The organism is Pseudomonas gregormendelii (assembly GCF_017114825.1).
GTDB lineage: Bacteria > Pseudomonadota > Gammaproteobacteria > Pseudomonadales > Pseudomonadaceae > Aquipseudomonas > Aquipseudomonas gregormendelii.
Window position 1 is genome coordinate 81,630 of the sequence record NZ_JADEVO010000017.1, and the last position, 24,003, is coordinate 105,632.

Here is a 24,003-nt window from a genome sequence, read left to right on the forward strand (position 1 = left end):
AAAAAAGCTTTAAAAACAGATACTTATGATTTGACTGGTTTTTGCCGAAGGCTCTGACTCTCATAATCTGTTTCCGTGTTACTCGATTGCGCCCACATTTCACGGCTGGCGGTAACACCCCGACACAACCGCTCGCTCACTGTGCACTGCGTGCCTTGGCAACCCGCGATCCGGTAGGGCGGCCCAACACGGTACAGATCTGCTGGCCTGCCAGAATCAAGGCGTCCAGGTCAATACCGGTGTGTATGCCCAGGCCGTTAAGCAGGTAGACCACATCCTCGGTAGCCACGTTACCGCTGGCGCCTTTGGCATAGGGGCAGCCGCCGAGGCCGGCGATGGAGCTGTCGAAGGTCGAGACGCCTTCCAGCAGGCTGGCGTAGATATTGGCCATGGCCTGCCCGTAGGTGTCATGGAAATGCCCGGCGAGTTTGTCTCGAGGGACATCGGCCGAAACCACTTCGAACATCCTGCGAGTGGCGCCTGCGGTGCCGGTACCAATGGTGTCGCCCAGGGAGACCTCGTAACAGCCCATCGCGTACAGCTCGCGAGCAACCCGTGCGACTTGCTCGGGTGCTACATCTCCTTCGTAGGGGCAGCCCAGCACACAGGACACGTAACCGCGCACCGTTATCCCGTGTTGTCGGGCTGCGTCCATGATGGGAACGAAGCGCTCCAGGCTATCGCTGATCGAGCAATTGATGTTGCGCCGGGAGAAGGCTTCGGAGGCGGCGGCGAACACCGCAACTTCCTTGACCCCGGCAGCAATGGCGTCTTCGAACCCACGCAGGTTGGGGGCGAGTGCGCCGTAGGTGACGCCTGGTTTGCGCTGGATCTGCGCAAAGACTTCTGCCGAACCTGCCATCTGCGGCACCCATTTGGGCGAAACGAAACTGCCGACCTCGATGTAACCAAGGCCAGCGGCGCTCAGCGCGTCGACCAGTTGCACCTTGTCGGCGACGCTGATGGGCTGGGCTTCATTTTGCAAACCGTCGCGGGGACCCACTTCGATCAGGCGCACGTGAGTTGGAAGGGACATGGGAATAGACCTGTGCTGATAGCCCTGCAGGAGCGAGCGTGCTCGAGATGGTCGTTAGCGATAACGCGGGTTTCCTGATTAAACGCGTTGACCTTGACTCCATCGCAAGCAAGCTTGCTCCTGCAGGGGAGATGTGTGGGATTATTGAAGTGCTTGCTGGCTCTTGATCGTCTGTTCCAGGGCCTGGGTGCAGCGCTCCTGCGCCGTGTCCAGTTCCAGCTTCATCTGCTCGATGTCGAGCATCTGCTGTTCCAGTTGATCACGACGCTCGGCGATCTTGTTCAACATGGTCTGCAACTGTTTCTGGTTGCCCCCGGCAGGGTCGTAGAGTTCGATCAGCTCGCGGCATTCGGCCAGTGAAAAACCGATGCGCTTGCCGCGCAAGATCAGCTTCAGGCTGACCTTGTCCCGGGGCGAATAGATGCGTTCCTGGCCGCGTCGCTCGGGGCTGAGCAGGCCTTGTTCTTCATAGAAGCGGATCGCCCGGGTGGTAATGTCCAGCTCGCGGGCGAGGTCGGAGATGCTGTAGGTCAGGCTGCTCATGGGCGCGCTCGAAAAAGGGTCATGGCGCTAAGCTAAAGGCAGGTTGACGTTTACGTCAAGGGCAAAAGCCCTACACCTTATCCAGTTTCTTCTCATGCGCCGTCACCTGCTGGCACAACTCGATCATCTGCTCGCGCATCCAGCGGTTGGCCGGGTCCTGGTCAGTGCTTTCGTGCCAGTAAAGGTGGGTCTCCACCGGGGGCACATCGTTGACCGGTAAACTGAAGGCATGCAGATCGTTGCGACGGGCAAAGCGCTCGGGCACGGTCATTACCATATCCGTCTGCTGCAGCACTTGCGACGCCATCAGGTAATGCTGCGAGCGCAGGGCGATCTTGCGCTGGATGCCCATCTTGCCCAGCGCCAGGTCGACATGGCCCAGGCCACTGCGCCGGCTGGAAATATGAATGTGGGTCAGGGACAAGTAGTCATCGAGGCTGAATTTTTCCTTGTTCGCCAGCGGATGCCCCCTGCGCATGGCGCACACGTAGCGGTCCTCCATCAACTTGACATGGCGTACCTGAGGATCGGTATTGAGCGGGGCATCGACGGCGAAGTCGAGGCGCCCGGCCGCCAGTTCCTTGGTCGTCTCGCGACGCTTGGACAGAAAGCTCTCGATGATCACGGTCGGCGCCAGGCGACGCAGGCGCTGGAACAGCGGGGGCAGGATCACCGCCTCGGTGAGGTCGGTCATGCTGATGCGATACGTCTTGACTGCCTGCAGCGGGTTGAATATGCGGCTTTCCTGAACGGATACACGCAGCAGCGAGAGCGCATTGCGCACCGGCCCGATGATGTTCTGCGCCATGGGCGTCGGGACCATGCCCTGGGCGGTGCGCACGAACAACGGGTCGTTGAATGTCTCGCGCAGGCGGGCGAGGGCGTTCGACACCGCCGGCTGGGTGATGCCAACGATCTGTCCGGCGCGAGTCAGGTTGGCTTCGGTGTAGATCGCGTCAAAGACGATGAAAAGGTTGAGGTCGACCTTGCTCAGATTCATGGCGCTGCACTCTTATTGTGTGGGCTCGGTGGCCTTGGCGATCAGTGGATCATATATCGGTGATGAATGTTAATACACGCCGAGAATAGGCTAGGTAAATTTTCGTCACTGTTCTAGCATCAAATCCATGACCTGAACAACTTATTAAAACCCCCGTTAAAAGGTAGAGCTGCCCATGGATTTCGCTTATTCGCCCAAGGTGCAAGAACTGCGTGAGCGCGTGACCGCGTTCATGGACACCTACGTTTATCCCGCTGAAGCCGTGTTCGAGCGTCAGGTCGCCGAAGGCGATCGCTGGCAGCCGACCGCGATCATGGAAGAACTCAAACTCAAGGCCAAGGCCGAGGGCTTGTGGAATCTGTTTCTGCCCGAGTCCGAGCTGGGTGCCGGCCTGACCAACCTGGAATACGCGCCGCTGGCGGAAATCATGGGTCGCTCCTTGCTCGGCCCTGAGCCCTTCAACTGCTCGGCTCCCGACACCGGCAACATGGAAGTGCTGGTGCGTTACGCCAACGATGAGCAGAAGCAGCGCTGGCTCGAGCCCCTGTTGCGTGGCGAAATTCGGTCAGCCTTCGCCATGACGGAGCCCGACGTGGCGTCCTCCGACGCTACCAATATGGCCGCCCGCGCCGTGCGTGACGGCGATGAGTGGGTCATCAATGGCAAAAAGTGGTGGACCTCCGGCGCCTGTGATCCGCGCTGCAAAATCCTGATCTTCATGGGCCTGAGCAATCCTGACGCACCGCGGCATGCCCAGCACTCGATGATCCTGGTGCCGGTGGATGCCCCTGGCGTGAAGATCCTGCGTCCGCTGCCGGTGTTCGGTTACGACGATGCACCGCATGGTCACGCCGAAGTGCTGTTTGAAAATGTCCGGGTGCCGTTTGAAAACGTCCTGTTGGGCGAGGGCCGCGGGTTTGAAATCGCCCAGGGTCGCCTTGGCCCGGGGCGGATTCACCACTGCATGCGTTCTATCGGCATGGCCGAACGTGCGCTGGAATTGATGTGCAAACGTTCAGTGAGCCGTACCGCGTTCGGCAAGCCACTGGCGCGCCTGGGCGGTAACATCGACAAGATCGCCGACTCGCGTATGGAAATCGACATGGCGCGCCTGCTGACCTTGAAGGCCGCTTACATGATGGACACCGTCGGTAACAAGGTGGCCAGGAGCGAGATCGCGCAGATCAAGGTGGTTGCTCCCAACGTGGCCTTGCGCGTGATCGACCGCGCGATTCAGATTCACGGCGGCGCCGGGGTTTCCAACGATTTCCCGCTGGCCTACATGTACGCGATGCAACGCACCTTGCGCCTGGCCGATGGCCCGGACGAAGTGCACCGCGCCGCCATTGGCAAGTTCGAGATCGGCAAGTATGTGCCGAAGGAAATGCTGCGCAGCGGCCACTAAACAAACGTGGTGCATCACCCCCCCACGAGATTCACTGTAGGAGCGAGCTTGCTCGCGATGGTCGTCAACGAAGACGCGTTAATGCTGGTTAATGCGGCGCCTCTGAGTTCATCGCGAGCAAGCTCGCTCCTACAGAGGGCGAGTTCAGTGAGTATCCACCTCGGGCAGCCCGTAGAACGTGCGGGCGCACGCGGTGGTGTGTGCTGCCAGGTCTTCCTCGCTTTCCCCCCGATGCAATGCCACCTCACGCAACACCTCCGTCAGATACGCGGGTTCGTTACGGCCATTCTTCGGTTTGGGCCGCAAGCTGCGGGGCAACAGGTACGGCGCATCGCTCTCCAGCATCAATCGACCGCGTTTGATCTCCTTTACCAGAGGGTGCAGGTGCGTGCCCCGGCGTTCGTCGCAGATCCATCCGGTAATGCCGATGTGCAAGTCCAGGTCGAGGTAGCTGAACAAGGCCTTTTTTTCCCCGGTAAAACAATGCACCACGGCAGCCGGCAACTGATCCCGATAGTCGCGCAGGATGTCCAGCAGGCGCTGGCTGGCATCGCGCTCGTGCAGGAACACCGGCAATTGCAGTTCGACCGCCATGGCCAGGTGCTCCTCCAGCACCTTCTCCTGTTGCGGGCGCGGCGAGAAGTCGCGATTGAAGTCCAGCCCGCATTCGCCCACGGCGACAACGTTGGGTTCCTTGAGCAAACTGCGCAGGCGCCGGGCGCTATCGGCGTTCCAGTCGCTGGCGGAATGCGGGTGGATGCCGGCAGTGGCAAACAGCCGCTGGTTGCTTTCGTCCAGCTGCTGGCACAGCTCCAAGGCCTGTTCGCTGCCTTCGACACTGGTGCCGGTAAGGACCAGTTGGCACACGCCGGCGGCGTACGCACGGTCGAGTACCGCCTGGTGCTTGTCGGCAAAACTGGGGTTGGTCAGGTTGACGCCGATATCGATGAGTTGCATGGTGCTACCTCGGACCAAAGGCCGGAAAGCATATCAGAGCTGCAGATTTATAAGAAAAGCCAAGAACTACAATCAGTTGTAGCTGTCTCTTGATTCCGCGAGGGAGGTCGTGCTGGTCAGTTGGCCCGCATGAAGCCGTTTTCTCGCGCCTTGTCAGCGCTGTTTCTGACGTTCGATTTCGCTCACTCCTTGAAATCGGCCCAGTTTTCTTTCCGGAGAGTGGATGACCCGTCCCTCGGTGTTGCTGTTGCTGTGTTTATCGTTGCTACTGCCGATGCCGGCGGTTGCGCGTCTGGCCGGCCCGCTGCAAGCCGTACCCGCCGCGAAGGTCCGTGATCTGGCGGAAATCCGCAGCAGCCGGGTGCTGCGCGTGCTGGTTAACCAAAGCCGCAACAGCTCCGGGGAAGTCGAAGGCCAGGCGATCGGCGTCGAATACCACCGCCTGCGCGCCTTTGAGCAATACCTCAATGGTCACGCCCGTGACGGTCAGGAAATCTCCCTCAAGATAATCCCCAAAGGCAAAGATCAACTGATCGGCGCATTGCAGCGCGGGGAGGGTGACCTGGTGGCGCCAGGGGAATTGCTCGACCTGCAGCCCGGCCACGCCATCAGCACCAGTCAACCCATTGCCAGCAATATTCCGTTGGTGTTGGTCGGGATCAAGGGCGAGCGGAGTTACACCCGCCTGGAGCAGTTGTCCGGCAAGACCCTGGCCCTGCCGACGGGCAGCGCTGCCGGGGATGCGCTCAGCCAGATCAATCAGAAACTGGCGCTGCATAAATTGCCGCCGGTGAACGTCGAGTGGGTCGACCCCAGCCTCGCGGTCGAGGATGTGTTGGAAATGGTCCAGGGCGGCATCTTCCACCTGACGATAGTCGAACAACCGATTGCCGAGCGCTGGGGCAAGATTCTGCCCAAGTTGCGCCTCGACCGGAAGGTGCTGATCAGCGAGCCGGGAGAAGAGTTCTGGTTCGTGCGGCGCGATGCTTCAATGCTGCGGGCCAGCATCGACCGCTTTCTACTCACCTACAAGAAACCTTCGGACCAGGATGTGGCCTTCCTGCGCATCTACCGTCGGCTGTATCAAGTGCACTATCCCTTGGCCAAGGCCAATCGTCAGCGCCTGGAAAAGCTGCGCCCGGTGCTGCAGAAGCACGCGGCGGCCCAAGGCATGGACTGGCTGAATCTGGCGGCGCTGGCATTCAAGGAATCCGGGCTGCAACCCAGTGCCCGCAGCGGCGGTGCCCCGACCGGGCTGATGCAGATCACCCCGGCGGCGGCGCAACGGGTAGGCGTCAATAACATTCAGGAACTGGATGCCAATGTTCAGGCCGGGGCCAAGTACCTGGCGATGATTCGCCGCAAATTCTTTGCCAGCCCCAAGCTCAATGAGCGTGAGCGCATGGCGTTTGTGCTGGCCGCTTACAACATTGGGCCGGAGCGGGTCCAGGGCATGCGCGCCGAGGCACGACGTCGAGGCTTGAACCCTAATCAATGGTTTTTCCAGGTGGAGCGCATTGCCATGGAGCAGGTTGGAATGGGGCCGGTCAGCTATGTTAATAGCGTGAACAAGTATTACCTGGCGTTCGATCGGGAGCGAGAATCGCTGGAGCCTCAGGGGCAAAAGGTTGTCACACGGAAATGATCTACTAAACTGATTGTTATGCTGAGATATTTACGCTTTTAACATAAAAATAACCGATTAATATAGCGGCCAACCACACTCAAACCAAGAATGGATGACACAGCATGAGCACACTGATCAACAAGGTCCTGTTTACCCGCGCCGGCTACGGCTTGACTGTCCTGCGGATCTTCGTCGGCATCATCTTTGCCGCCCACGGCGCGCAGAAGCTCTTTGGTGCGTTTGGCGGTTACGGTTTGGCCGGCACTGCGCAGTACATGGAAAGCCTGGGCCTGACGCCTGGCTATGTGATGGCGACGCTGGCTGGAGGCACCGAGTTCTTTGGCGGCCTGGCATTGATCATCGGCCTGTTGGTGCGCCCGGCGGCATTGGGCCTCACGTTTGTGTCGCTGGTTGCCATCTTCAGCGTGCACATCAGCAACGGCCTGTTCATGGCCAACAACGGTTACGAATTCGCCCTGGCCCTGCTCGGTGGCTCCATTGCGGTGTTGATCGAAGGCGCCGGCAAGCTGTCGGCAGACCGCGCCATCGCCGGCTAACCGCTCTGGATCAACCAAAAGGCCCGCATCACGCGGGCCTTTTTTGTTGCTCGCAATTCTTGACACTGCCGTGTCGGCTTCTCTAGGATGCTGCTCATGCGCCGATTTAAACAGCTACTTGCGGGGCGCCAGGTGACTCGATCAGTTACCGACAAAAGCTTGGAAACAGGCTTCGAAATTCCGCTAAAGCGCTGGTTCGGTGTTGCCTCTCACCTGCCATGCAGACCTTTGAAGCAGAGACACGACACGATGAATGCATTAAGCCCCGTTGTACGCCCCGCGCCGATCACGGCACACCTCACCCAGCGCAATCCCAAAATCCTGCTTGGCGGCAAACATCAGCCAACGCTCCTGCGTTATCTCGATGGCTGGCCTCGCCGCACGGGTGGTCCTGCGGCATTCCTTATCCAGTTCGTCGAAGACGGTGAGACCCTGGCGCGTTTCGCCAGCGACAGCTTCGACCTGGCGGTGATTCAGTCACCGACTGTTGAAGGGGCCAGCGAAATGATCAGCCAATTGATCCGCGTGGCCCGCCAGGGCCTGATCACACGACGCTGAATGTTACCGTTTTGTCGATTGACGGCGCGTGCCAGCGGCTGGCACTGGCGTCGGTATTCGCGCGAATCAATCAGACGAGCGTCTTAAGGGCCAACTCAAAAGCGTCACAGCCTTTGCTGGCAAAGCTCTGGTAGTTACCGAACAGACGGATCAGGTAGATCGAGCCTACGTTCAGATAGCCCAGGCGGTAAATGGACTTCAACGAATCGAAGTTGCTCGACTCCACATAAGAGACCAGGCCTTTGTAACCCTTCTCCAGGTAATGCTTGAGAGCAAGGTTCATGCCTATGGCGTGCAGGCGCTGACCGCGATACTCGTGATGGGTGAAGCCTTTGTACATGTAGACGTAAGAGGGGCTGAAGTGCAGGAACAGTTCTGGCGGATCGATGTGCGTCGGTTTGCGTGAATACCAGCCATAAGAGGCTAATACCGCGCCATCGAAGATGCCGAAGCATTGATCGCCCTTGGCCAGGGATTCTTCGATAAAGCTCTCGGGCATCTCATTGACTGGATCGCGCGCGTAGTGGCGCATCATCTGTTCACTCAGGAACATCGGCTTGAAGTGCGATGGGTAGTCGAGGAACGCGGGGTCGACTTTCTGCAGCGTGACCCCGCGCAGTATCTTGAACAGCATGAAGGCGTTGACCGTCTTCAAAAAAAGCTGATGACTCGCGCTGGATAACCCAATCTTTCGAATCTTCGTTTGGCTTTTCTCAAGCAGCTGCTGCACGATCATGCCGTCCTCCCGATGGATCTTGTGGATGAAAGGGAATTTGCGTGAATTCAAGGTGCCAATTTATTGGCCTATGTAACAAGATGTTAGCAAGGTATTTTGCTTTTGCCCGGGAAAGCGTCATAAAACTAGCGATACCCGACAGACGTTCCGTAGAGTCAGTTGAGTACTTGCAGCTAACTACCTGAGTTGTCAGACGTTCATTTCCCGCAAGCCTGGGTAGAAAAGGAAAATTTTTTTTCAGTGCCATGCATTCGTGACTCGCCCCAAGGAGGCCCTCGACTTGAGTACCAACATCATCACAAAAGAAGGGCATGACGCCCTGAAACAGGAGCTCGATTACCTTTGGCGGGAGAAGCGTCCGGACACGACTCGCAAGGTCACCTGGGCCGCCTCCCTGGGCGACCGCAGTGAGAATGCCGATTACCAGTACAACAAGAAGCTGCTGCGCGAAATTGATCGCAGGGTGCGCTACCTGCGCAAGCGGCTGGAGGATGTGCGGGTGGTCGAGTACTCGCCGGAGCAGGAGGGAAGGGTGTTTTTCGGCGCCTGGGTCGAGATTGAAAACGAGGCCGGGGACATCAAGAAATTTCGCGTGGTGGGGTATGACGAAATCTACGGGCGCAACGATTACATCTCGATCGATTCACCGATGGCGCGCGCGTTGCTGAAAAAGGAAGTGGGTGACGAGGCGGTGGTGCAGACCCCGGGGGGCGAAACGTTGTGGTGGATCAACGCCATCTCCTACGGGCAAACGCCAAACGATCCCCCAGGGTAGGGCGACCGCTCAGGCGTCGATCAACCCTCGCGCAGCACGGTCAGCGGGCTGGCATTCAGGGCCCGACGGGTACCGAATACGCCCGCGCCGCCAATAAGCACGGCACCGATCAATGGCAATACCAGCAGCCATGGATGCGGCTGCCACGGCAGGTCAAATGCATAGCGGTACAGCACCAGGCTGACCAGTTCCGAGCCCAGTGCCGCGAGCAGGCCACTCACTGCCCCCAGCAGACCGAACTCGATCCGCCGGGCCTTGACCAACAGCTTCCGTTCCGCGCCCAGCGCACGTAGCAGGGCGCCCTGGCGAATGCGTTCATCCAGTGTTGCCTGCAATCCGGAAAACAGCACCGCCATGCCAGCCGCCAGGACGAACAGCAGGACGTACTCCACCGCCAGGGTGACCTGGGCGAGGATGCTGCGCAGCTGTTCCAGCAGGGCTTCGACTTGCAGGATGGTCACTGCCGGAAAGCTTCGGGACAGGTCGACGATCTGCTGGTCATGCCCAGCGGCCAGGTAGAAGCTGGTCAGGTAGGTGGCCGGCAGGTCCTTAAGGGTGCCGGGCTGGAAGATCATGAAGAAGTTGGGCTGGAAGTTGTCCCAGTTGATGTCACGCAAGCTGGTGACTTTCGCTTCGCGATTGACGCCGCCAACGGTGAAAACCATGTGATCGCCCAGCTTGAGCTTCAGGCTTTCGGCAACCTTGCCCTCCACCGATACCCCGGGAATCTCGTCGGGCGTCTGTTCGGTCCACCAGTTGCCGGCGGTGAGCTTGTTACCCGCTGGCAGGTCGGCCGCCCAGGTCAGGCTCAGGTCGCGCTGGATGGCCCGATCTCCGGCTGAGTCCTTGCTGACGATTTGCTGCACCGGTTCGCCATTGATACTGATCAGCCTTCCGGGCACCACCGGATACAAGGGTGCTGCCTGTGCCGAGAGTTCGATCAGGCGGTCGGTGAATGCCTGCTTGTCTGCCGGCAAAATATTCAGTGCAAAATAGTTTGGAGCATTTTTCGGCAGCTGGTTCTGCCAGGTATCGAGTAATTCGCCGCGCAGCAGGGCGATCAACGCCATGGACAGCAGGATCAGGCCGAACGCCAGGGACTGCCCCGCAGCTGCCAGGGGGTGGCGCAGCAACTGGCCCAGCCCCAGGCGCCAGGGCAGGGAAGCGCTTGCCAGCATGCGCCGCAGGCTTTTGAGCAGCAGCAACAGCAAGCCGCCCAGGACCAGCGCGGCAATGACGCCGCCGCCGAGCAGGGCGAAGGTCAGCACCAGGTCCAGGCTCAGGCGCCACATGATCAGCCCCAGTGCCCCCAACGCCGCGCCATAGACCATCCAGGTGCTGGACGGTATGGGCAGCATGTCTCGACGCAACACGCGCAGCGGCGGCACCCGACCCAACGCCGCCAGGGGCGGCAGGGCAAAGCCGGCCAACGCCACCAGCCCGGTGCCGATCCCGGCGATGGCCGGGAACAGGCCGCCAGGCGGGACATCGGTAGGCAGCAGGTCATGCAGTAATGCAAACAACCCGAGCTGCGCCAGCCAACCGATCACCGCGCCGCTGATACTCGCCAGCAAGCCCAGCACAGCCAGCTGCACGCTGAACAACAGCAGGGTTTCCCGGCGTGACAGGCCCAGGCAGCGCAGCAGTGCGCTGGCATCGAAGCGGCGAGTGGCGAAGCGCGTGGCCGACAGGGCCACCGCTACTCCGGACAACAGCACCGCGACCAGGCTGGCCATGTTCAGGTAGCGCTCGGCCTTGCCCAGCGCACCACCGATTTGCCGATTGCCATCGCGGGCATCCTGCAGCCGCTGATTCGGCGCCAGGCCGGGCTTGATCGCTTGTCGATAGCTTTCCAGTGCCTCGGCCTTGCCGCGCCACAGTTCCCGGTAGCTGACCCGGCTGCCGGGCTGGACCACGCCAGTGGCCGCCAGGTCGCTGAGGTTGATCATGACCCGAGGCGTCAGGCTGTAGAAATTCCCCGCTCGATCGGGTTCATAGGTCAGTACCCTGGCGAGTTTGAGCGTTTTCATGCCGACGTCGATGCTGTCGCCGATCTTCAGGTCCAGGGCTGTCAGCAGTCGCGCTTCAACCCAGGCTTCGCCGGGTTTCGGACCTCCACCGGGTTCTTCCGGGGCGAAGGGCGCAGGCGCGCTTTTCAGTTCGCCGCGTAATGGGTAGGCGTTATCTGCCGCCTTGATGCTCGACAGCTGGATCCCGTTGTCGGTGGCGATCACGCTGGAGAACTCGACCACCTGGGCGTGTTCGAGTCCCAGCTCGACGCCGCTGGTGATCTGTTCCGGTCGCGCTGGCGAGCTGCCTTCGAGCAGCAGGTCGGCGCCGAGGAACTCGGTGGCCCGCAGCAACATGGCGCCGTTCAGGCGGGCGCCGAAATAACCAATGGCCGTACTCGCCGCCACGGCGACCAGCAAGGCGAAGAACAACACCCGCAGCTCACCGGCGCGGGCGTCGCGCAGCAGTTGGCGCAGGGCAAGGCTGAACAGGCGCAATAGCGGCAGGCGTGCCATCAAGGCTCCAGAGGGGCGACCAGCAGGCCGGCTTCAAGGCGGATCAGGCGCCGGCACCGGTGTGCCAGGCGTTCGTCGTGAGTCACCAGCACCAGCGTGGTGCCGCGCTCTTTGTTGAGTTCGAACAGCAGGTCGCTGATGCGCTCGCCCGTGTGGCTGTCGAGGTTGCCCGTGGGCTCGTCGGCAAACAGTACGTCGGGCTCGGCTGCGAACGCGCGGGCAATTGCCACGCGTTGCTGTTCGCCACCAGAGAGCTGGCGCGGTGAATGGGTCAGGCGCTGGCCCAGGCCTACCCGCTGCAACAACTGCGTGGCCCGTTCGCGGGCGTCCTTGCGACCGTCCAGCTCCAGCGGCAGCATGACGTTTTCCAGGGCGTTGAGACTGTCGAGCAGCTGGAACGACTGGAACACGAAACCGACGTGCTCGGCCCGGATGCGCGCGCGCTGGTCTTCGTCAAGATTACTCAGGGCCTGGCCGGCCAGTGTGACTTCGCCGCTGCTGGGCAGGTCGAGGCCGGCGAGCAAACCGAGGAGGGTGGATTTGCCTGATCCTGAGGCGCCGACAATAGCCAGGCTATCGCCCTTGTTCAGTTCCAGGCTGAGTTCGTGCAGGATAGTCAGTTCACCTTCCGCGCTGGGTACCACTTTGCTGAGGTTCTTCGCGGTGAGAATGCTTGCGCCCATGGAGAATCCGATGCGAGTGTGGTTTTTGAGTGCTGGCCTGGCCTTGATGTGCATGGCCCAGAACGCAGCGGCGGGTACAGTCCTGATCGTTGGCGATAGTATCAGCGCGGGTTTCGGCCTGGATACCCGCTTAGGCTGGGTGTCTTTGCTTGAGCAGCGGCTCAAGCGCGAAGGTTTCGACGATAAGGTGGTCAACGCATCCATCAGTGGCGACACCAGTGCCGGAGGCCAGGCGCGCCTGCCGGCGCTGCTTGCAGAGCATAAGCCGGAGTTGGTGATCCTCGAGCTGGGTGGCAATGATGGCTTGCGCGGGATGCTCCCAACTCAATTGCAACAAAATCTTGCGTCGATGATCGACAGCTCGCGCGCCAGCGGAGCAAAAGTGTTGCTGCTGGGCATGCAATTGCCGCCCAATTATGGTGCTCGCTATACCAAGGCTTTTGCCGAGGTCTACAGCACCGTGGCCGACGAGAAAAAAATCCCGCTGGTACCCTTTTTTCTGGAGGGGGTGGGTGGGCATCCGGACCTGATGCAAAGCGACGGCCTGCACCCGGCTGCAGGGGCTCAGGGCAAGTTGCTGGAAAATGTCTGGCCGACACTGAAACCGCTGCTTTGACGCTTTTCTACTGGCTGCGTTTCGGCTAAGGTGGCGCCCCCGATTTGGAGCCCCCGATGCCGCGTCCCGCCTGGTCACTTTTCGCCTATCAACTGATCGAGCCTGACGAGCAGCTGGATCTGTTCGCCTGCCAGGAAGTGCGTGTGCATCTGGTGACCCGACAGCTTGAACTGGGCGGCTCGGCAGACCGGACCCTCTGCGGCAGCCTCCTGCCGGCGCAGCCACGTTGGTCGAGTGTGGATCGTCGGGTGTTTCAGGACCAGCGCTTGTGTTCGTTGTGTCGTGCGATTCTGGAATCGCAGAAACGCGGGACTTCGCCGATCTGGCCGGAGTTGCGGTTTGAGCTGTAGGAGCCGTAGGAGCTGTCGAGAGAAACGAGGCTGCGATCTTTTGATCCCGCTTTGTGTACATATCCATTTTTGCGGTAACGGCTTCTGATGGTTCCGCTCTTACAGCGGGTTACTTTGCGCCGGGGCGCGCAGCCTTTTCGAAAGTGACCCGCCGTAAGGGCGGAACCATAAGCAGCCCTGACCGCAGCAATGGATATGTACGCAAAGCAAGATCAAAAGATCGCAGCCTCGTTTGACTCGACAGCTCCTACGGCTCCCGCAGCTACCCAGCTCCACCGGACCCCAGGGACCCCATCACCTCAGGCCGAATTCGTTAGCAGGGGTGTCGAAATAAACCGAACCCCCCACCCACCAAGCCCCCCAGCCAATGCGCGCTCTATCGGTGCGTCTCCCCGAATAGCGAAGCGCCAGTGTACAATCGCGTTTTTATACCTTGTCGATCATGCGAAGGATTTTCCGGATGTTGCCGCGCTTTCCCGCCGTCACCCGCTGCCTGACTCTTGCCGCGCTCTGTGCCGCAGGCCCCGTGGCAGCCTTGGAGTTGCCTCTTCCGCCACCCGGTGAAGACATCATTGGCCAGGTGCAAGTGATCAAGGCCAAGTACGAAGATACCTTCGCCGACCTTGGCACCACCTACGACCTGGGCTATTCGGAAATGGTCGCCGCCAACCCGGGCGTCGACGCCTGGCTGCCTGGCGTGGGCACCGAAATCATTCTGCCAACGCGCTTCATCCTGCCCCCAGGGCCGCGTGAAGGCATCGTGATCAACCTCGCCGAGTACCGCCTTTATTACTACCCCAAAGGCCGGGACGTGGTGTACACCTTCCCGCTGGGCATTGGCCGTGAAGGCTGGGGCTCGCCGATTGCGCATACCACCATCACCGCCAAGACACACAATCCGACCTGGACGCCGCCTGCGTCGATCAAGGCCGAACACCTTGCCGAGGGCGATCCGCTGCCCAACGTCGTACCGGCCGGTCCGGACAACCCATTGGGGCCGTTCAAGTTCAACCTGGGTACCCCGGGCTACCTGATCCATGGCTCGAACAAGAAATTCGGCATCGGCATGCGCACCAGCCATGGCTGTTTCCGCATGTTCAACAATAACGTCCTGGAAATGGCGAGCATGGTCCCGGTGGGTACCTCGGTGCGTATCATCAACGACCCGTACAAGTTCGGCGTGAGTGGCGGCAAGGTCTACCTCGAGGCGCACACGCCGCTTGACGACAACGGCAACCCGTCGGTGGTCGACAAGCACACGGCGGTGATCAACGCGATGCTCAAGCGTGAGGACATCACCAACAACCTGCGCATGAACTGGGATGTGGTGCGTGATGTGGTCGCAGCCGAAGATGGCTTGCCGGTGGAGATCGCCGTACCCAATGGTGCGGCGCCGATGGTGACCAGCTCACCTATCGACCTGCAGCAGTAGGCCTGTGCAAAAGCCCGTCGACGTGAATCGCGTCGACGGGTTTTTTATTGTCCGCAGGAAAATCCGGGCAATAAAAAAGCCGACCCAAAAATGGGTCGGCTTGATAACAATCCCGAGGGATTATTACTTGCGGCTAGCTTTGTCGAGCATGCGCAGAGCGCGCTCGTTAGCTTCGTCAGCAGTCTGTTGTGCTTTTTGAGCAGCAGCCAGAGCTTCATCAGCTTTACGGTAAGCTTCGTCTGCACGAGCCTGGGAGCGAGCTGCTGCGTCTTCGGTAGCAGTCAGACGTGCTTCGGTTTCTTTCGATGCGCTGCTGCAACCGGTAGCCAGAACTGCGGCCAGGGCCAGAGCAGAGAATTTCAGAACGTTGTTCATCGTGTTCCCCTTCAAGGACTTTCTATTAAGTAGCTGTCTCCTCAGAGTGAGGAAATAGCCGGCGTACATACTACCCATTACTTGTAGTAAGTAAACTGACGTGTAGCAAGAAGCAAAAAAAATTGTAGGCGTTGATTCTTTTTCGAGCAACTTTTAACTGCTTTGTATAAAAAATATCCAGCTGCGAGCCCCGATATGAGCGAGCCCCCCGGAAAAAGTTCCCGATCTGCAGCGCTGTTTTTGCGGTCTAGGGTAAAGTCTGTCTAAATGATTTCGTCTACACTTTTGTTCGGGAATTGTGCAGTGCTTCGCTTATCTTTCTGCTAGTTGAGGTGACTTTAACAACGGGCGCTCGTCTTAAGTCTCAACATCCGGCAATGTTCAGGTAATCGGCTGCGGGAAATCCCCGGTCTTGAAGTCCCTGCGTCTCCTCTGGAGCAGCACCCGCCAATCTGCGTAATGACGAGCGTACCTTGAGCATTTTTGCCAATGGTGCCTACTATTTGTACGTGCCCGGTTGCGCGAGATTGGTGCAGCTCTTCTCGGTGTCCTTTCAGGCACGGGGTGGCGTAGATGTTCCTTCGCCGGAAAAACATCGGTAAGGTAGGGGTCAAAATTCAAGACCCGCGAGGAGTAGTGATGAGCGAGGCGTTGTCCATCCACCATGACCAGGCTGGTCATCAGTTCGAGACCAATGTGGACGGTCATCGTGCCTACCTGACCTATATGGACCTGGGTAAACAGACCCTGGATATTTATCGTACCTTCGTACCCAACGCGTTGCGTGGTCGCGGTATTGCCGCCGCGTTGACCGAGCAGGCGCTGCAGTACGCCGAGGAAATGGGCTACACGGTCATTCCATCGTGCTCCTATGTGGAGCGCTACATGGAACGTCACCAGCGCCATGCCGCCAAGCTGAGCCAGTAAACGCAACGCAAAAAAACGCCGGGCTGCCCCGGCGTTTTTTTTGCGTTGCGTTTACTGACCCGCTTGGCCGTGCTCAGTCGCGAGCGCGTTTTGGCAGTACGTCCTTGAGCTTGGCATGCATGCTGCGCAAGGTCGTCTCGGTGGCAGACCAGTCGATGCAGGCGTCGGTGATCGACACGCCGTACTGCAGGTCGGCCAGATCCTTCGGAATGGCCTGGCAGCCCCAGTTCAGGTGACTCTCGACCATCAGGCCGATGATCGACTGGTTGCCTTCGAGGATCTGGTTGGCCACGTTCTCCATCACCAGCGGTTGCAGGGCCGGGTCCTTGTTGGAGTTGGCGTGGCTGCAGTCGACCATGATGTTCGGCTTGATCTTCGCCTTGTTCAGTGCCTGCTCGCAGAGCGCGACGCTAACCGAATCGTAGTTCGGTTTGCCGTTGCCGCCGCGCAGTACCACGTGACCGTAGGCATTGCCCTTTGTGGTGACGATCGACACGCCACCTTCCTGATTGATGCCCAGGAAACGGTGCGGGCTGGAAACCGACTGCAGGGCGTTGATCGCAACGGTCAGGCCGCCGTCGGTGCCGTTCTTGAAGCCGACAGCCGAGGACAGGCCGGAAGCCATTTCACGGTGAGTCTGGGATTCGGTGGTGCGCGCGCCAATGGCCGACCAGCTGATCAGGTCCTGCAGATACTGCGGGGAGATCGGGTCAAGGGCTTCGGTGGCGGTGGGCAGGCCCATCTCGGCCAAGTCCAGCAGCAATTGACGACCGATATGCAGACCGTCCTGAATCTTGAAGGAGTCATCCAGGTACGGATCGTTGATCAGGCCCTTCCAGCCAACGGTGGTACGTGGCTTCTCGAAATACACTCGCATGACCAGATACAGGGTATCGGACACTTCGGTGGCCAGCACCTTGAGGCGCTCGGCGTATTCGTGGGCGGCCTTGATATCGTGGATCGAGCAAGGCCCGATAACGACGAACAGGCGGTGATCGGTGCCATCAAGAATGTTGCGAATGACTTCGCGACCCTTGGTGACGGTGCGCAAGGCAGCGTCGCTCAGGGGCATATCACGCTTGAGCTGGTCAGGAGTGATCAGCGTCTCGTTGGAGGCGACGTTTAGGTCGTTGATCGGTAAATCAGCCATCGTTTACTCGTCAGGTCACGGGTGCCGGCCGCCAGCGAACCCGCGCGGCGGAGCACAGCAAATTAAGCGCGTCGGGGAGCGGAACCTTAGCGCGTTACACCGTGGCTCGACAATGGGCAGAAGTGGGTTTAATCCAGCACAGGCTGCGCAAAAGCCTTGCTTACCGTGTCGTGGGAGAACTCATCGGCATGCTGCTGCACCCATTCAAGCGCCAGTGCCTGGTTGTCCTGGCGCTCGCTGTGCGGTTCATGCAGGCGGCAATAGCGTTCGATCTGGCAAATCTGCTCGCCCATTCTCGCGCTGAACAGCATCTGTTCGTCGACAAAGGCTATGCCTACCAGATACCCGCGCTTGCGGCGCAGGCACCAGGCTACATAGCCCAGGTAGCGCAGGTCCGGGTTGAGGGTCGGCATGCGCACTTCAAGCGCCGTGCCGTGGCGCCAGGCGCGGTGATAATTGCAAGCCATGCCGCCGAGGCTGATAGTGTGCAGCCGTTGTCGCGATATGCATTCATGTTTGAGCAACGTTAATTCAACGGGCACATCGTCAGGGTGAGGAAGAAAACGTCCCATGAACACAGACTCCATGTGTCGGTCATCTGACAGCGTTTCCCCCAGTATAGTGGTCGAATTGGAACTGACCGATTTCGATGCCGACCAACGGCTGCTGGCGCTGAGCGGTGTTTCGCTGGTGATTTTCACCAGCGTCGGCTGCGCCAGTTGCCGTTATGCCAGGGCTCGCTTGCCCGGGCAGGCGCTGGAGGTCGACCGGCTGTGCTGGATTGATGCCGGCAGCAACGGTGGCGTGGTCGAGCGTTACCAGGTCTTTCACTTGCCAGCGCTGTTTGTCGTGCGTGACGGTGAATTCTTCGGGGCACTGAATTCGCGCCTTGAGACTACTGAACTCAATGAGGCGCTGACTAAGGCGCTGACACGAACAGCAGAGGAGTTGCCATGACGGGGGCAGCAGCGAGGCCGACAATCGGCATTATAGGCACCGGGGCGATCGGTGGATTTTACGGGGCGATGTTGGCGCATGCCGGCTTCGATGTGCATTTCCTGGTGCGCAGCGAGTTCCACGCCGTGGCCGAACGTGGCCTGCAAGTGCACAGTGCGCAGCATGGGACATTGAACGTTTTCCCGGTGCAAGCCTATTCCTCGGTCGACGACATGCCGCCCTGTGACTGGTTGCTGGTGGGGACGAAAACCACCAGTAACGCCGAGCTGGCATCCACCATCGTTCGAGCTGGCGCGGCTGACGCCAAGGTGCTGCTGTTGCAAAATGGCCTGGGCGTCGAAGACAGCCTGCGCGAATCGCTGCCTGATTCGCTGCACGTGCTCGGAGGTCTCTGTTACATCTGTGTCCATCGCGAGGCGCCCGGGGTTATTACTCATCAGGCCCTTGGCGCAGTGCATGTCGGTTATCACAGCGGTCCTGCCGCCGACCTGCCGGCGCGCCAGGCAATAGCCGAAGAAGGCGCCGGACTGTTCCACTTCGCCGGCATCGACTCCCAGGCCATGGCAAATCTGCATCAGGCACGCTGGCAGAAACTGGTCTGGAATATCCCCTACAACGGACTCTCGGTGCTGTTGCGCGCGAGCACTGTGCCGTTGATGGCCGATACCAATAGCCGGGAACTGATCAAGGCGTTGATGGCCGAAGTGGTGCAGGGCGCCACCGCCTGTGGTTATCAGGTGCCCGCCGGGTACGCCGAGCATCTGTTCATGATGACCGAGAAGATGCCCGATTATTGGCCGAGCATGTATCACGATCATCTGCACGGGCGGCCACTGGAGCTGGAGGCGATCTACGCCCGGCCCCTGGCAGCCGCGAAAGCCGCGGGATGCGACATGCCGCGAATCGAAGCCCTGTTCCGCAGTTTGGCTTTCATCGATCGACGTCCTGCCTGAGTCGGTCATTCAGTGAGGGAAGGTATGGCAAAGACTATCGATGACAAGCTGGTGCTGGCGATTTCCTCGCGAGCGCTGTTCGACCTGAGCGAAAGCCACAAGGTGTACCTGTCCAGTGGCGTTGAGGCCTACCGCCAATATCAGATCGAGCACGAGGACGAAATCCTCGAACCGGGCGATGCATTTCCCTTGGTGCAGAAACTGCTCAACCTCAACAACAGCCTGGGCCGTGCCCGGGTCGAGGTGATCCTGGTGTCACGCAACAGTGCCGACACCGGGCTGCGGGTGTTCAACTCCATCCACCACTACGGCCTGGCGATCTCGCGCGCAGCATTTGTCGGCGGGCGCAGTCCGTACCCCTACCTCAAGGCCTTCGGCTGTGACCTGTTCCTGTCGACCCATGCCGAAGACGTGCGCAGTGCCCTGGACGCCGGTTTCGCTGCGGCGACCATCCTGTCCGGTGGTGCCAGCCGGGCGGCCAGCGAAGAATTGCGGATTGCCTTCGACGGTGACGCGGTGCTGTTTTCCGATGAATCCGAGCGGGTTTACCAGGCCGGTGGCCTGGAAGCCTTTCAGGCCAGCGAGCGGGAGTCGGCCCGGCAACCGTTGCGGGGTGGACCGTTCAAGGGCTTCCTCGCGGCACTTAATTTGTTGCAGCGTGAATTTCCAGACGACGCCTGTCCGATCCGCACCGCCCTGGTGACGGCACGTTCGGCGCCGGCCCATGAACGGGTGATCCGCACATTGCGCGAATGGGATATCCGTCTCGATGAGTCGCTGTTCCTTGGCGGCCTGACCAAGTCGGCTTTTCTCGAAGCGTTCGCTGCCGATGTATTTTTCGACGATCAGGCCGGGCACTGCGAGTTGGCCCGTGAAGTGGTTGCGACCGGCCATGTGCCCCATGGCATAAGCAACGAGCAAAAGGTTTAAGCCCGCCGTTCAATGCGTTACACCGGCCGCCGTACTCGCCAAGGCACTGCTAAGCTCAACCCATCTCCGCCATGTTGGCACACGAGGAGGTCATATGATTCGTTCGATGCTGTATGCCACTGACCTCGGCCTTTACGCACCGTTGGTGATGCAGCATGCCCTGGCGCTGGCCCGGACATTTGATGCGCAGTTGTATGTGGTGCATGCGGTGGAGCCGATGGGGCTGTTCGCCGAGTCGGTACTGCAGAGCTACCTTGATGAGCAGGCGTTGAACGATTTTCACAGCCAGGGCCTGAATACGGTGATTGCCAACATCGAGCAGCGGGTGCTCGACAGCTTCCGCGAGGAGCTGGGTGAGGAGGGGGACCAGGACCTGGCGCGCATCCAGGCGGTGCGGGTGATCCAGGGAGATCCCTCACAGGTGATTCTTGACCAGGCGCAGAAACTCTCTGTGGATTTGCTGATCGTAGGTAGTCACAGCCACGGGGCCGGCGCGGAAACACCCTTGGGCCGCACCGCTGCGCGGGTGTTGCAACTGGCGAGGGTGCCGGTCTACCTGGTACCGCTGGTTGAGCGTCGGCGCCTGGGAGATCGCTAGAACACGAATCGTGGCGAACTGATAAAAAGTTCTAGATTTATTCTTCAAACCATTAATATAGTTATATACCGTCGCTGATGCCCGTGGCGTCTACCTGCTTTGAGGGATTCATATGAAGCTTCAACAATTGCGCTACATCTGGGAAGTGGCGCACCACGACCTCAACGTTTCAGCTACAGCCCAAAGCCTTTACACCTCGCAACCGGGCATCAGTAAGCAGATTCGACTGCTGGAGGACGAATTGGGCGTCGAGGTCTTCGCCCGCAGCGGCAAGCACCTGACCCGCGTCACCCCTGCAGGCGAGCGCATCATCACCACCGCCGGCGAGATCCTGCGCAAGGTCGAAAGCATCAAGCAGATCGCCCAGGAATTCTCCAACGAGAAAAAGGGCACCCTGTCGATCGCCACCACCCACACCCAGGCGCGCTACGCACTGCCGCCGGTGATCAGCAACTTCATCAAGCAATACCCCGATGTGGCCCTGCACATGCACCAGGGTTCGCCGATGCAGATCGCCGAAATGGCCGCCGACGGCACAGTGGATTTTGCCATTGCCACGGAAGCGCTGGAGCTTTTCGGCGACCTGGTAATGATGCCATGCTACCGCTGGAATCGCTGCGTTGTAGTGCCCCAGGGCCATCCGTTGACCAAGCTGTCGAAGCTGACCCTCGAAGCGCTGGCCGAATACCCGATCGTAACTTATGTGTTCGGTTTCACCGGTCGCTCCAAGCTCGACGAGGCCTTCAGTCACCGTGGCCTGACACCCAAAGTGGTGTTCACCGCCGCCGATGCTGACGTGATCAAGACCTACGTGCGGCTTGGCCTGGGCGTGGGCATCGTGGCGAAGATGGCCGTTGACGCCAAGCTCGACAGTGACCTGGTGATGCTCGATGCCAGCGATTTGTTCGAGTCCAGCATTACCAAGATCGGCTTCCGTCGCGGTACTTTCCTGCGCGGTTTCATGTGCGACTTCATCGAGAAATTCGCGCCGCACCTGACGCGCGAAGTCATGGCCAAGGCCATCCAGTGCCATAACAAGCAGGAGCTCGAAGAGCTGTTCGACGGAGTCGAATTGCCGGTGCATTGATCCCGGTCTAGATCACCTCGGTAACAGCAAACTGTTGCCGGGTTCCCGCCACCAGAATGTCTACCTCGTCCCCTTCGAACTTGCCCAGCAGGCTTTTGCCCAGGGGCGAGCGGGGGGTGATGACGGTGATGATCTGCCCCACCATATCGATCTTCAACCCCGCCGCGTCGGGTGCGAGGAACAGCCATTGTTCGCGACCCTTTTCGTCTTCCAGCCCCAGCAGCGCACCGACTTCGATGCCGCGTTGCTCGTCGTAGGGGCGCAGGGCCAGGTTCTGGCAAAGGGTCAGTGACTGCCTGATCTCCTCCACGCGCCTGGCCTGGCCGGCTGCCAGGTAGGACGCTTCCAGGCCCAGGGTGTCGTACTTGTTCTCGGCGATGTTCTCTTCGTGAGTCGCGGTCTCATAGGCGGTCTGCGCCGCGCGCTCGGCGATGTCGAGATCAATGCGCAGCTTGTCGAGTATGAGTTGGTGGACGGTCTTCTTGTGCATGGCTGGCTTCATCAATCGCAAAATTGCTGGACGTTGGCGCGACTCTTTTCACTCGGTGCGTTCTGGTCCTGTTGCAGCCAGAACTGGCACTTCGGATTGGCCAGGTTGCGGCTGCTGCCCCGGGCCTGATCCAGTCGCTGCTGCTGCTCGTTCTTGCGCAGGTTTTCTTCGTATTGTTCGAACAATGGACTCTGCGGCGCAATGTCAGGTCGTGGTTGCACCTGCGCCGGAACGGGCGGTCTGGCCAGTTGCTCCACCGCCGTGGCCACGGGCGCCAACTGCTCGCTGAACAACAGGCGTGAGGCGAGCCAGCAAGTCAGGGCGATCGCCATGAATCCAAGCCACAGGCCCAGAGCGATGCTGGCACTCAGTTGCAGCACATTGAGTCGTACGGCAAGTGGGCGGCGCGGGTTGGGGCGGTAGGGCATGGCGGCCTCCTGGCGGGTGGTTGCAAGCGAAGGGCGATTGTCGCATGAAGATTAATCGCCGTCGGCTCTTCTGCGCGGGGTAATTTATGCGGACAATCGCTACCTTTGCCAACGGGAGCCTGGAATGCCTCAAACGAACCCCCGCTGGGATATTTTCTGTACCGTGGTCGACAATTTTGGCGACATCGGGGTGACCTGGCGGCTGGCCCGGCAACTGGTGGCCGAGCACTCGGTGCAAGTGCGCCTGTGGGTCGACGACCTGCGCGCCTTCGAGCGGCTGTGCCCGGAGATCGACATTCAGCTGGCGCAGCAATGGCAGCAGGGCGTCGAGGTGCGGCAATGGCCGGCGGAATGGCTGCCGGTTGATGCCGCTGATGTGGTCATCGCCGCATTTGCCTGCCAATTGCCGGCGCCCTATATGGACGCCATGGCCGCGCGGGCACAACCACCGCTGTGGCTGAACCTGGATTACCTGAGTGCCGAAGACTGGGTGGTGGGTTGTCACGGCTTGCCGTCGGTCAAATACCGACACGTGCAGAAGTACTTTTTCTTCCCCGGTTTCCGCCAGGACACGGGCGGCTTGCTGCGCGAGCGTGGCTTGCTCGAGCGACGGCGCAAGTTCCAGCAGGATGCTTCAGCGCAGCGCGAATTCCTCCAGGGCCTGGGCGTCGATCGCGCCCCTGGCAGACAGTTGATTTCGCTGTTCGCCTATGAGAATGCCGGGTTGGCCAGCTGGCTTGATTGCCTGGCGAGCGATTCCACGCCTTCGCACATGCTGGTGCCGGAAGGGCGGATCCTCGGCGACGTCGAGCGCTGGCTTGGGGTCGAGGGGCTCGCGGCGGGGGACGTGCACGTTCGCGACGGTTTGACCGTGCAGGTGCTGCCATTCGTCCGACAGGATCAATACGACCTGTTGCTGTGGAGCTGCGATTTTAATGCGGTGCGCGGCGAGGACTCGTTCGTGCGTGCCCAATGGGCCGGGCGCCCGCTGCTGTGGCACATCTATCGGCAGGACGAAGATATTCACCTGGACAAGCTCGAAGCCTTCCTCACGCTGTACACCAAGGGCCTGACGCGGCCGGCCAGCGAGGCGATCAGCGGTCTATGGCGAGCCTGGAATGCCGGTGTAACAATGAGCGATCACTGGCTGGCCACCCGTAAACACTCGCCAGAACTGCAGCAACACGCCGAGGCGTGGTGTCTGGAACAGGCCTTGCAAGATGATCTTGCCGCGGCGCTGGTACAGTTTTATGTAAATTGGATATGATACGCGGCCTAGATTTTTGTAAATCCCATCCAAATTCGGAT

Annotated in this window: 27 protein-coding genes; 15 read left to right on the forward strand and 12 right to left on the reverse strand. The window is 60.0% G+C overall.

From position 1 onward, the window contains the following. Nucleotides 1-136: 136 nt before the first annotated feature. From IMW75_RS13895 to IMW75_RS13905, 3 genes are all read right to left on the reverse strand, one after another. Nucleotides 137-1,036, reverse strand: a complete 900-nt coding sequence (locus IMW75_RS13895) for a hydroxymethylglutaryl-CoA lyase (RefSeq protein WP_205892938.1) — start codon at nt 1,034-1,036, stop codon at nt 137-139. Between the two features lie 141 nt (nt 1,037-1,177). Beyond that, a complete protein-coding gene (locus tag IMW75_RS13900) occupies nt 1,178-1,579 on the reverse strand; it encodes a MerR family transcriptional regulator (protein ID WP_045060190.1) in 402 nt (133 codons plus the stop codon). Between the two features lie 70 nt (nt 1,580-1,649). After that, nucleotides 1,650-2,579 (reverse strand): LysR family transcriptional regulator, encoded by a 930-nt coding sequence (locus IMW75_RS13905; protein WP_045060191.1) that lies wholly within the window; start codon nt 2,577-2,579, stop codon nt 1,650-1,652. Nucleotides 2,580-2,754: 175 nt separating this feature from the next. Between IMW75_RS13905 and IMW75_RS13910 the strand changes: the two genes are divergently transcribed. Further along, entirely contained in the window at nt 2,755-3,984 is a 1,230-nt protein-coding gene (locus IMW75_RS13910; RefSeq protein ID WP_205892939.1) for an acyl-CoA dehydrogenase, read from the forward strand. A 144-nt stretch (nt 3,985-4,128) separates the two neighbouring features. Here IMW75_RS13910 and IMW75_RS13915 read toward each other — a convergent pair whose 3' ends face one another. After that, nucleotides 4,129-4,941: a TatD family hydrolase gene (locus tag IMW75_RS13915; protein ID WP_205892940.1), complete on the reverse strand. Its 813-nt coding sequence runs from the start codon at nt 4,939-4,941 to the stop codon at nt 4,129-4,131. A 223-nt stretch (nt 4,942-5,164) separates the two neighbouring features. Here IMW75_RS13915 and IMW75_RS13920 point away from each other — a divergent pair, with 223 nt between their 5' ends. From IMW75_RS13920 to IMW75_RS13930, 3 genes are all read left to right on the forward strand, one after another. Next, nucleotides 5,165-6,586 carry an MltF family protein gene (locus IMW75_RS13920; RefSeq protein WP_205892941.1) on the forward strand — a complete coding sequence of 474 codons (1,422 nt, stop codon included), beginning with the start codon at nt 5,165-5,167 and terminating at the stop codon, nt 6,584-6,586. 104 nt (nt 6,587-6,690) lie between these two features. After that, nucleotides 6,691-7,125: a DoxX family protein gene (locus IMW75_RS13925; RefSeq protein ID WP_045060195.1), complete on the forward strand. Its 435-nt coding sequence runs from the start codon at nt 6,691-6,693 to the stop codon at nt 7,123-7,125. A 249-nt stretch (nt 7,126-7,374) separates the two neighbouring features. Then, a complete protein-coding gene (locus IMW75_RS13930) occupies nt 7,375-7,683 on the forward strand; it encodes a hypothetical protein (RefSeq protein WP_045060196.1) in 309 nt (102 codons plus the stop codon). A 70-nt stretch (nt 7,684-7,753) separates the two neighbouring features. Here the strand turns inward: IMW75_RS13930 and IMW75_RS13935 are convergent, their stop codons facing one another. After that, a complete protein-coding gene (locus tag IMW75_RS13935; protein WP_205892942.1) occupies nt 7,754-8,317 on the reverse strand; it encodes a GNAT family N-acetyltransferase in 564 nt (187 codons plus the stop codon). Between the two features lie 382 nt (nt 8,318-8,699). Here IMW75_RS13935 and greB point away from each other — a divergent pair, with 382 nt between their 5' ends. Continuing rightward, entirely contained in the window at nt 8,700-9,194 is a 495-nt protein-coding gene (greB, locus tag IMW75_RS13940) for a transcription elongation factor GreB (RefSeq protein WP_205892943.1), read from the forward strand. A gap of 20 nt (nt 9,195-9,214) precedes the next feature. Here greB and IMW75_RS13945 read toward each other — a convergent pair whose 3' ends face one another. After that, on the reverse strand, nt 9,215-11,719 hold the full coding sequence (locus IMW75_RS13945; RefSeq protein WP_205892944.1) for an ABC transporter permease: 2,505 nt from the start codon (nt 11,717-11,719) through the stop codon (nt 9,215-9,217). Continuing rightward, complete coding sequence (locus IMW75_RS13950; RefSeq protein WP_028619977.1) at nt 11,719-12,402, reverse strand: ABC transporter ATP-binding protein; 684 nt, start codon at nt 12,400-12,402, stop codon at nt 11,719-11,721. The genes IMW75_RS13945 and IMW75_RS13950 overlap by 1 nt, the downstream gene beginning before the upstream one ends. A 10-nt stretch (nt 12,403-12,412) precedes the next feature. Here IMW75_RS13950 and IMW75_RS13955 point away from each other — a divergent pair, with 10 nt between their 5' ends. From IMW75_RS13955 to IMW75_RS13965, 3 genes are all read left to right on the forward strand, one after another. Continuing rightward, nucleotides 12,413-13,018, forward strand: a complete 606-nt coding sequence (locus IMW75_RS13955; RefSeq protein ID WP_045060199.1) for an arylesterase — start codon at nt 12,413-12,415, stop codon at nt 13,016-13,018. 56 nt (nt 13,019-13,074) lie between these two features. Next, the gene (locus IMW75_RS13960; protein ID WP_003226812.1) at nt 13,075-13,368 is read left to right on the forward strand and encodes a hypothetical protein; all 294 of its coding nucleotides are present in this window, start codon (nt 13,075-13,077) and stop codon (nt 13,366-13,368) included. A gap of 460 nt (nt 13,369-13,828) precedes the next feature. Further along, entirely contained in the window at nt 13,829-14,800 is a 972-nt protein-coding gene (locus tag IMW75_RS13965; protein WP_205892945.1) for a L,D-transpeptidase family protein, read from the forward strand. A 123-nt stretch (nt 14,801-14,923) separates the two neighbouring features. On the opposite strand, the gene oprI is transcribed toward IMW75_RS13965, so the two are convergent. After that, nucleotides 14,924-15,175, reverse strand: coding sequence for an outer membrane lipoprotei OprI (oprI, locus tag IMW75_RS13970; RefSeq protein WP_003199355.1), 252 nt, complete (start codon nt 15,173-15,175; stop codon nt 14,924-14,926). Nucleotides 15,176-15,814: 639 nt separating this feature from the next. Here oprI and IMW75_RS13975 point away from each other — a divergent pair. Next, a complete protein-coding gene (locus tag IMW75_RS13975; RefSeq protein WP_020800382.1) occupies nt 15,815-16,102 on the forward strand; it encodes a GNAT family N-acetyltransferase in 288 nt (95 codons plus the stop codon). A 73-nt stretch (nt 16,103-16,175) separates the two neighbouring features. Here IMW75_RS13975 and IMW75_RS13980 read toward each other — a convergent pair whose 3' ends face one another. Both IMW75_RS13980 and IMW75_RS13985 read right to left on the reverse strand, forming a co-directional pair. After that, entirely contained in the window at nt 16,176-17,252 is a 1,077-nt protein-coding gene (locus IMW75_RS13980) for a 3-deoxy-7-phosphoheptulonate synthase (RefSeq protein ID WP_205892946.1), read from the reverse strand. A gap of 128 nt (nt 17,253-17,380) precedes the next feature. Beyond that, nucleotides 17,381-17,824, reverse strand: coding sequence for a PilZ domain-containing protein (locus tag IMW75_RS13985; protein WP_045060202.1), 444 nt, complete (start codon nt 17,822-17,824; stop codon nt 17,381-17,383). On the opposite strand from IMW75_RS13985, the gene IMW75_RS13990 reads away from it, so the two are divergent. The 5 genes from IMW75_RS13990 to cysB all read left to right on the forward strand — a co-directional run bounded on the left by IMW75_RS13990 (nt 17,823) and on the right by cysB (nt 21,777). After that, nucleotides 17,823-18,209 (forward strand): YbbN family protein, encoded by a 387-nt coding sequence (locus IMW75_RS13990; protein ID WP_045060203.1) that lies wholly within the window; start codon nt 17,823-17,825, stop codon nt 18,207-18,209. The genes IMW75_RS13985 and IMW75_RS13990 overlap by 2 nt on opposite strands. Continuing rightward, complete coding sequence (locus IMW75_RS13995) at nt 18,206-19,162, forward strand: putative 2-dehydropantoate 2-reductase (RefSeq protein ID WP_205892947.1); 957 nt, start codon at nt 18,206-18,208, stop codon at nt 19,160-19,162. Before IMW75_RS13990 ends, IMW75_RS13995 begins: the two co-directional genes overlap by 4 nt. A gap of 24 nt (nt 19,163-19,186) precedes the next feature. Next, nucleotides 19,187-20,092, forward strand: a complete 906-nt coding sequence (locus IMW75_RS14000) for a 5'-nucleotidase (RefSeq protein WP_205892948.1) — start codon at nt 19,187-19,189, stop codon at nt 20,090-20,092. Nucleotides 20,093-20,186: 94 nt separating this feature from the next. Next, complete coding sequence (locus IMW75_RS14005) at nt 20,187-20,690, forward strand: universal stress protein (protein ID WP_045060206.1); 504 nt, start codon at nt 20,187-20,189, stop codon at nt 20,688-20,690. Nucleotides 20,691-20,802: 112 nt separating this feature from the next. Further along, nucleotides 20,803-21,777: an HTH-type transcriptional regulator CysB gene (gene cysB, locus IMW75_RS14010; protein ID WP_008148549.1), complete on the forward strand. Its 975-nt coding sequence runs from the start codon at nt 20,803-20,805 to the stop codon at nt 21,775-21,777. 7 nt (nt 21,778-21,784) lie between these two features. Here the strand turns inward: cysB and IMW75_RS14015 are convergent, their stop codons facing one another. After that, nucleotides 21,785-22,267, reverse strand: coding sequence for a GreA/GreB family elongation factor (locus IMW75_RS14015; RefSeq protein WP_045060238.1), 483 nt, complete (start codon nt 22,265-22,267; stop codon nt 21,785-21,787). 11 nt (nt 22,268-22,278) lie between these two features. Then, a complete protein-coding gene (locus tag IMW75_RS14020) occupies nt 22,279-22,695 on the reverse strand; it encodes a hypothetical protein (RefSeq protein ID WP_205892949.1) in 417 nt (138 codons plus the stop codon). 124 nt (nt 22,696-22,819) lie between these two features. Here IMW75_RS14020 and earP point away from each other — a divergent pair, with 124 nt between their 5' ends. After that, nucleotides 22,820-23,962 (forward strand): elongation factor P maturation arginine rhamnosyltransferase EarP, encoded by a 1,143-nt coding sequence (earP, locus tag IMW75_RS14025; protein WP_205892950.1) that lies wholly within the window; start codon nt 22,820-22,822, stop codon nt 23,960-23,962. The last annotated feature ends 41 nt before the right edge of the window (nt 23,963-24,003 follow it).

Excerpts from the sequence above, each read along its gene's own strand:
- IMW75_RS13895 (WP_205892938.1), bottom strand. The coding sequence starts at position 1,036 with ATGTCCCTTCCAACTCACGTGCGCCTGATCGAAGTGGGTCCCCGCGAC.
- IMW75_RS13900 (WP_045060190.1), bottom strand. The coding sequence starts at position 1,579 with ATGAGCAGCCTGACCTACAGCATCTCCGACCTCGCCCGCGAGCTGGAC.
- IMW75_RS13905 (WP_045060191.1), bottom strand. The coding sequence starts at position 2,579 with ATGAATCTGAGCAAGGTCGACCTCAACCTTTTCATCGTCTTTGACGCG.
- IMW75_RS13910 (WP_205892939.1), top strand. The coding sequence starts at position 2,755 with ATGGATTTCGCTTATTCGCCCAAGGTGCAAGAACTGCGTGAGCGCGTG.
- IMW75_RS13915 (WP_205892940.1), bottom strand. The coding sequence starts at position 4,941 with ATGCAACTCATCGATATCGGCGTCAACCTGACCAACCCCAGTTTTGCC.
- IMW75_RS13920 (WP_205892941.1), top strand. The coding sequence starts at position 5,165 with ATGACCCGTCCCTCGGTGTTGCTGTTGCTGTGTTTATCGTTGCTACTG.
- IMW75_RS13925 (WP_045060195.1), top strand. The coding sequence starts at position 6,691 with ATGAGCACACTGATCAACAAGGTCCTGTTTACCCGCGCCGGCTACGGC.
- IMW75_RS13930 (WP_045060196.1), top strand. The coding sequence starts at position 7,375 with ATGAATGCATTAAGCCCCGTTGTACGCCCCGCGCCGATCACGGCACAC.
- IMW75_RS13935 (WP_205892942.1), bottom strand. The coding sequence starts at position 8,317 with ATGCTGTTCAAGATACTGCGCGGGGTCACGCTGCAGAAAGTCGACCCC.
- IMW75_RS13945 (WP_205892944.1), bottom strand. The coding sequence starts at position 11,719 with ATGGCACGCCTGCCGCTATTGCGCCTGTTCAGCCTTGCCCTGCGCCAA.
- IMW75_RS13950 (WP_028619977.1), bottom strand. The coding sequence starts at position 12,402 with ATGGGCGCAAGCATTCTCACCGCGAAGAACCTCAGCAAAGTGGTACCC.
- IMW75_RS13955 (WP_045060199.1), top strand. The coding sequence starts at position 12,413 with ATGCGAGTGTGGTTTTTGAGTGCTGGCCTGGCCTTGATGTGCATGGCC.
- IMW75_RS13960 (WP_003226812.1), top strand. The coding sequence starts at position 13,075 with ATGCCGCGTCCCGCCTGGTCACTTTTCGCCTATCAACTGATCGAGCCT.
- IMW75_RS13965 (WP_205892945.1), top strand. The coding sequence starts at position 13,829 with ATGTTGCCGCGCTTTCCCGCCGTCACCCGCTGCCTGACTCTTGCCGCG.
- oprI (WP_003199355.1), bottom strand. The coding sequence starts at position 15,175 with ATGAACAACGTTCTGAAATTCTCTGCTCTGGCCCTGGCCGCAGTTCTG.
- IMW75_RS13975 (WP_020800382.1), top strand. The coding sequence starts at position 15,815 with ATGAGCGAGGCGTTGTCCATCCACCATGACCAGGCTGGTCATCAGTTC.
- IMW75_RS13980 (WP_205892946.1), bottom strand. The coding sequence starts at position 17,252 with ATGGCTGATTTACCGATCAACGACCTAAACGTCGCCTCCAACGAGACG.
- IMW75_RS13990 (WP_045060203.1), top strand. The coding sequence starts at position 17,823 with ATGAACACAGACTCCATGTGTCGGTCATCTGACAGCGTTTCCCCCAGT.
- IMW75_RS13985 (WP_045060202.1), bottom strand. The coding sequence starts at position 17,824 with ATGGGACGTTTTCTTCCTCACCCTGACGATGTGCCCGTTGAATTAACG.
- IMW75_RS13995 (WP_205892947.1), top strand. The coding sequence starts at position 18,206 with ATGACGGGGGCAGCAGCGAGGCCGACAATCGGCATTATAGGCACCGGG.
- IMW75_RS14000 (WP_205892948.1), top strand. The coding sequence starts at position 19,187 with ATGGCAAAGACTATCGATGACAAGCTGGTGCTGGCGATTTCCTCGCGA.
- IMW75_RS14005 (WP_045060206.1), top strand. The coding sequence starts at position 20,187 with ATGATTCGTTCGATGCTGTATGCCACTGACCTCGGCCTTTACGCACCG.
- cysB (WP_008148549.1), top strand. The coding sequence starts at position 20,803 with ATGAAGCTTCAACAATTGCGCTACATCTGGGAAGTGGCGCACCACGAC.
- IMW75_RS14015 (WP_045060238.1), bottom strand. The coding sequence starts at position 22,267 with ATGCACAAGAAGACCGTCCACCAACTCATACTCGACAAGCTGCGCATT.
- IMW75_RS14020 (WP_205892949.1), bottom strand. The coding sequence starts at position 22,695 with ATGCCCTACCGCCCCAACCCGCGCCGCCCACTTGCCGTACGACTCAAT.
- earP (WP_205892950.1), top strand. The coding sequence starts at position 22,820 with ATGCCTCAAACGAACCCCCGCTGGGATATTTTCTGTACCGTGGTCGAC.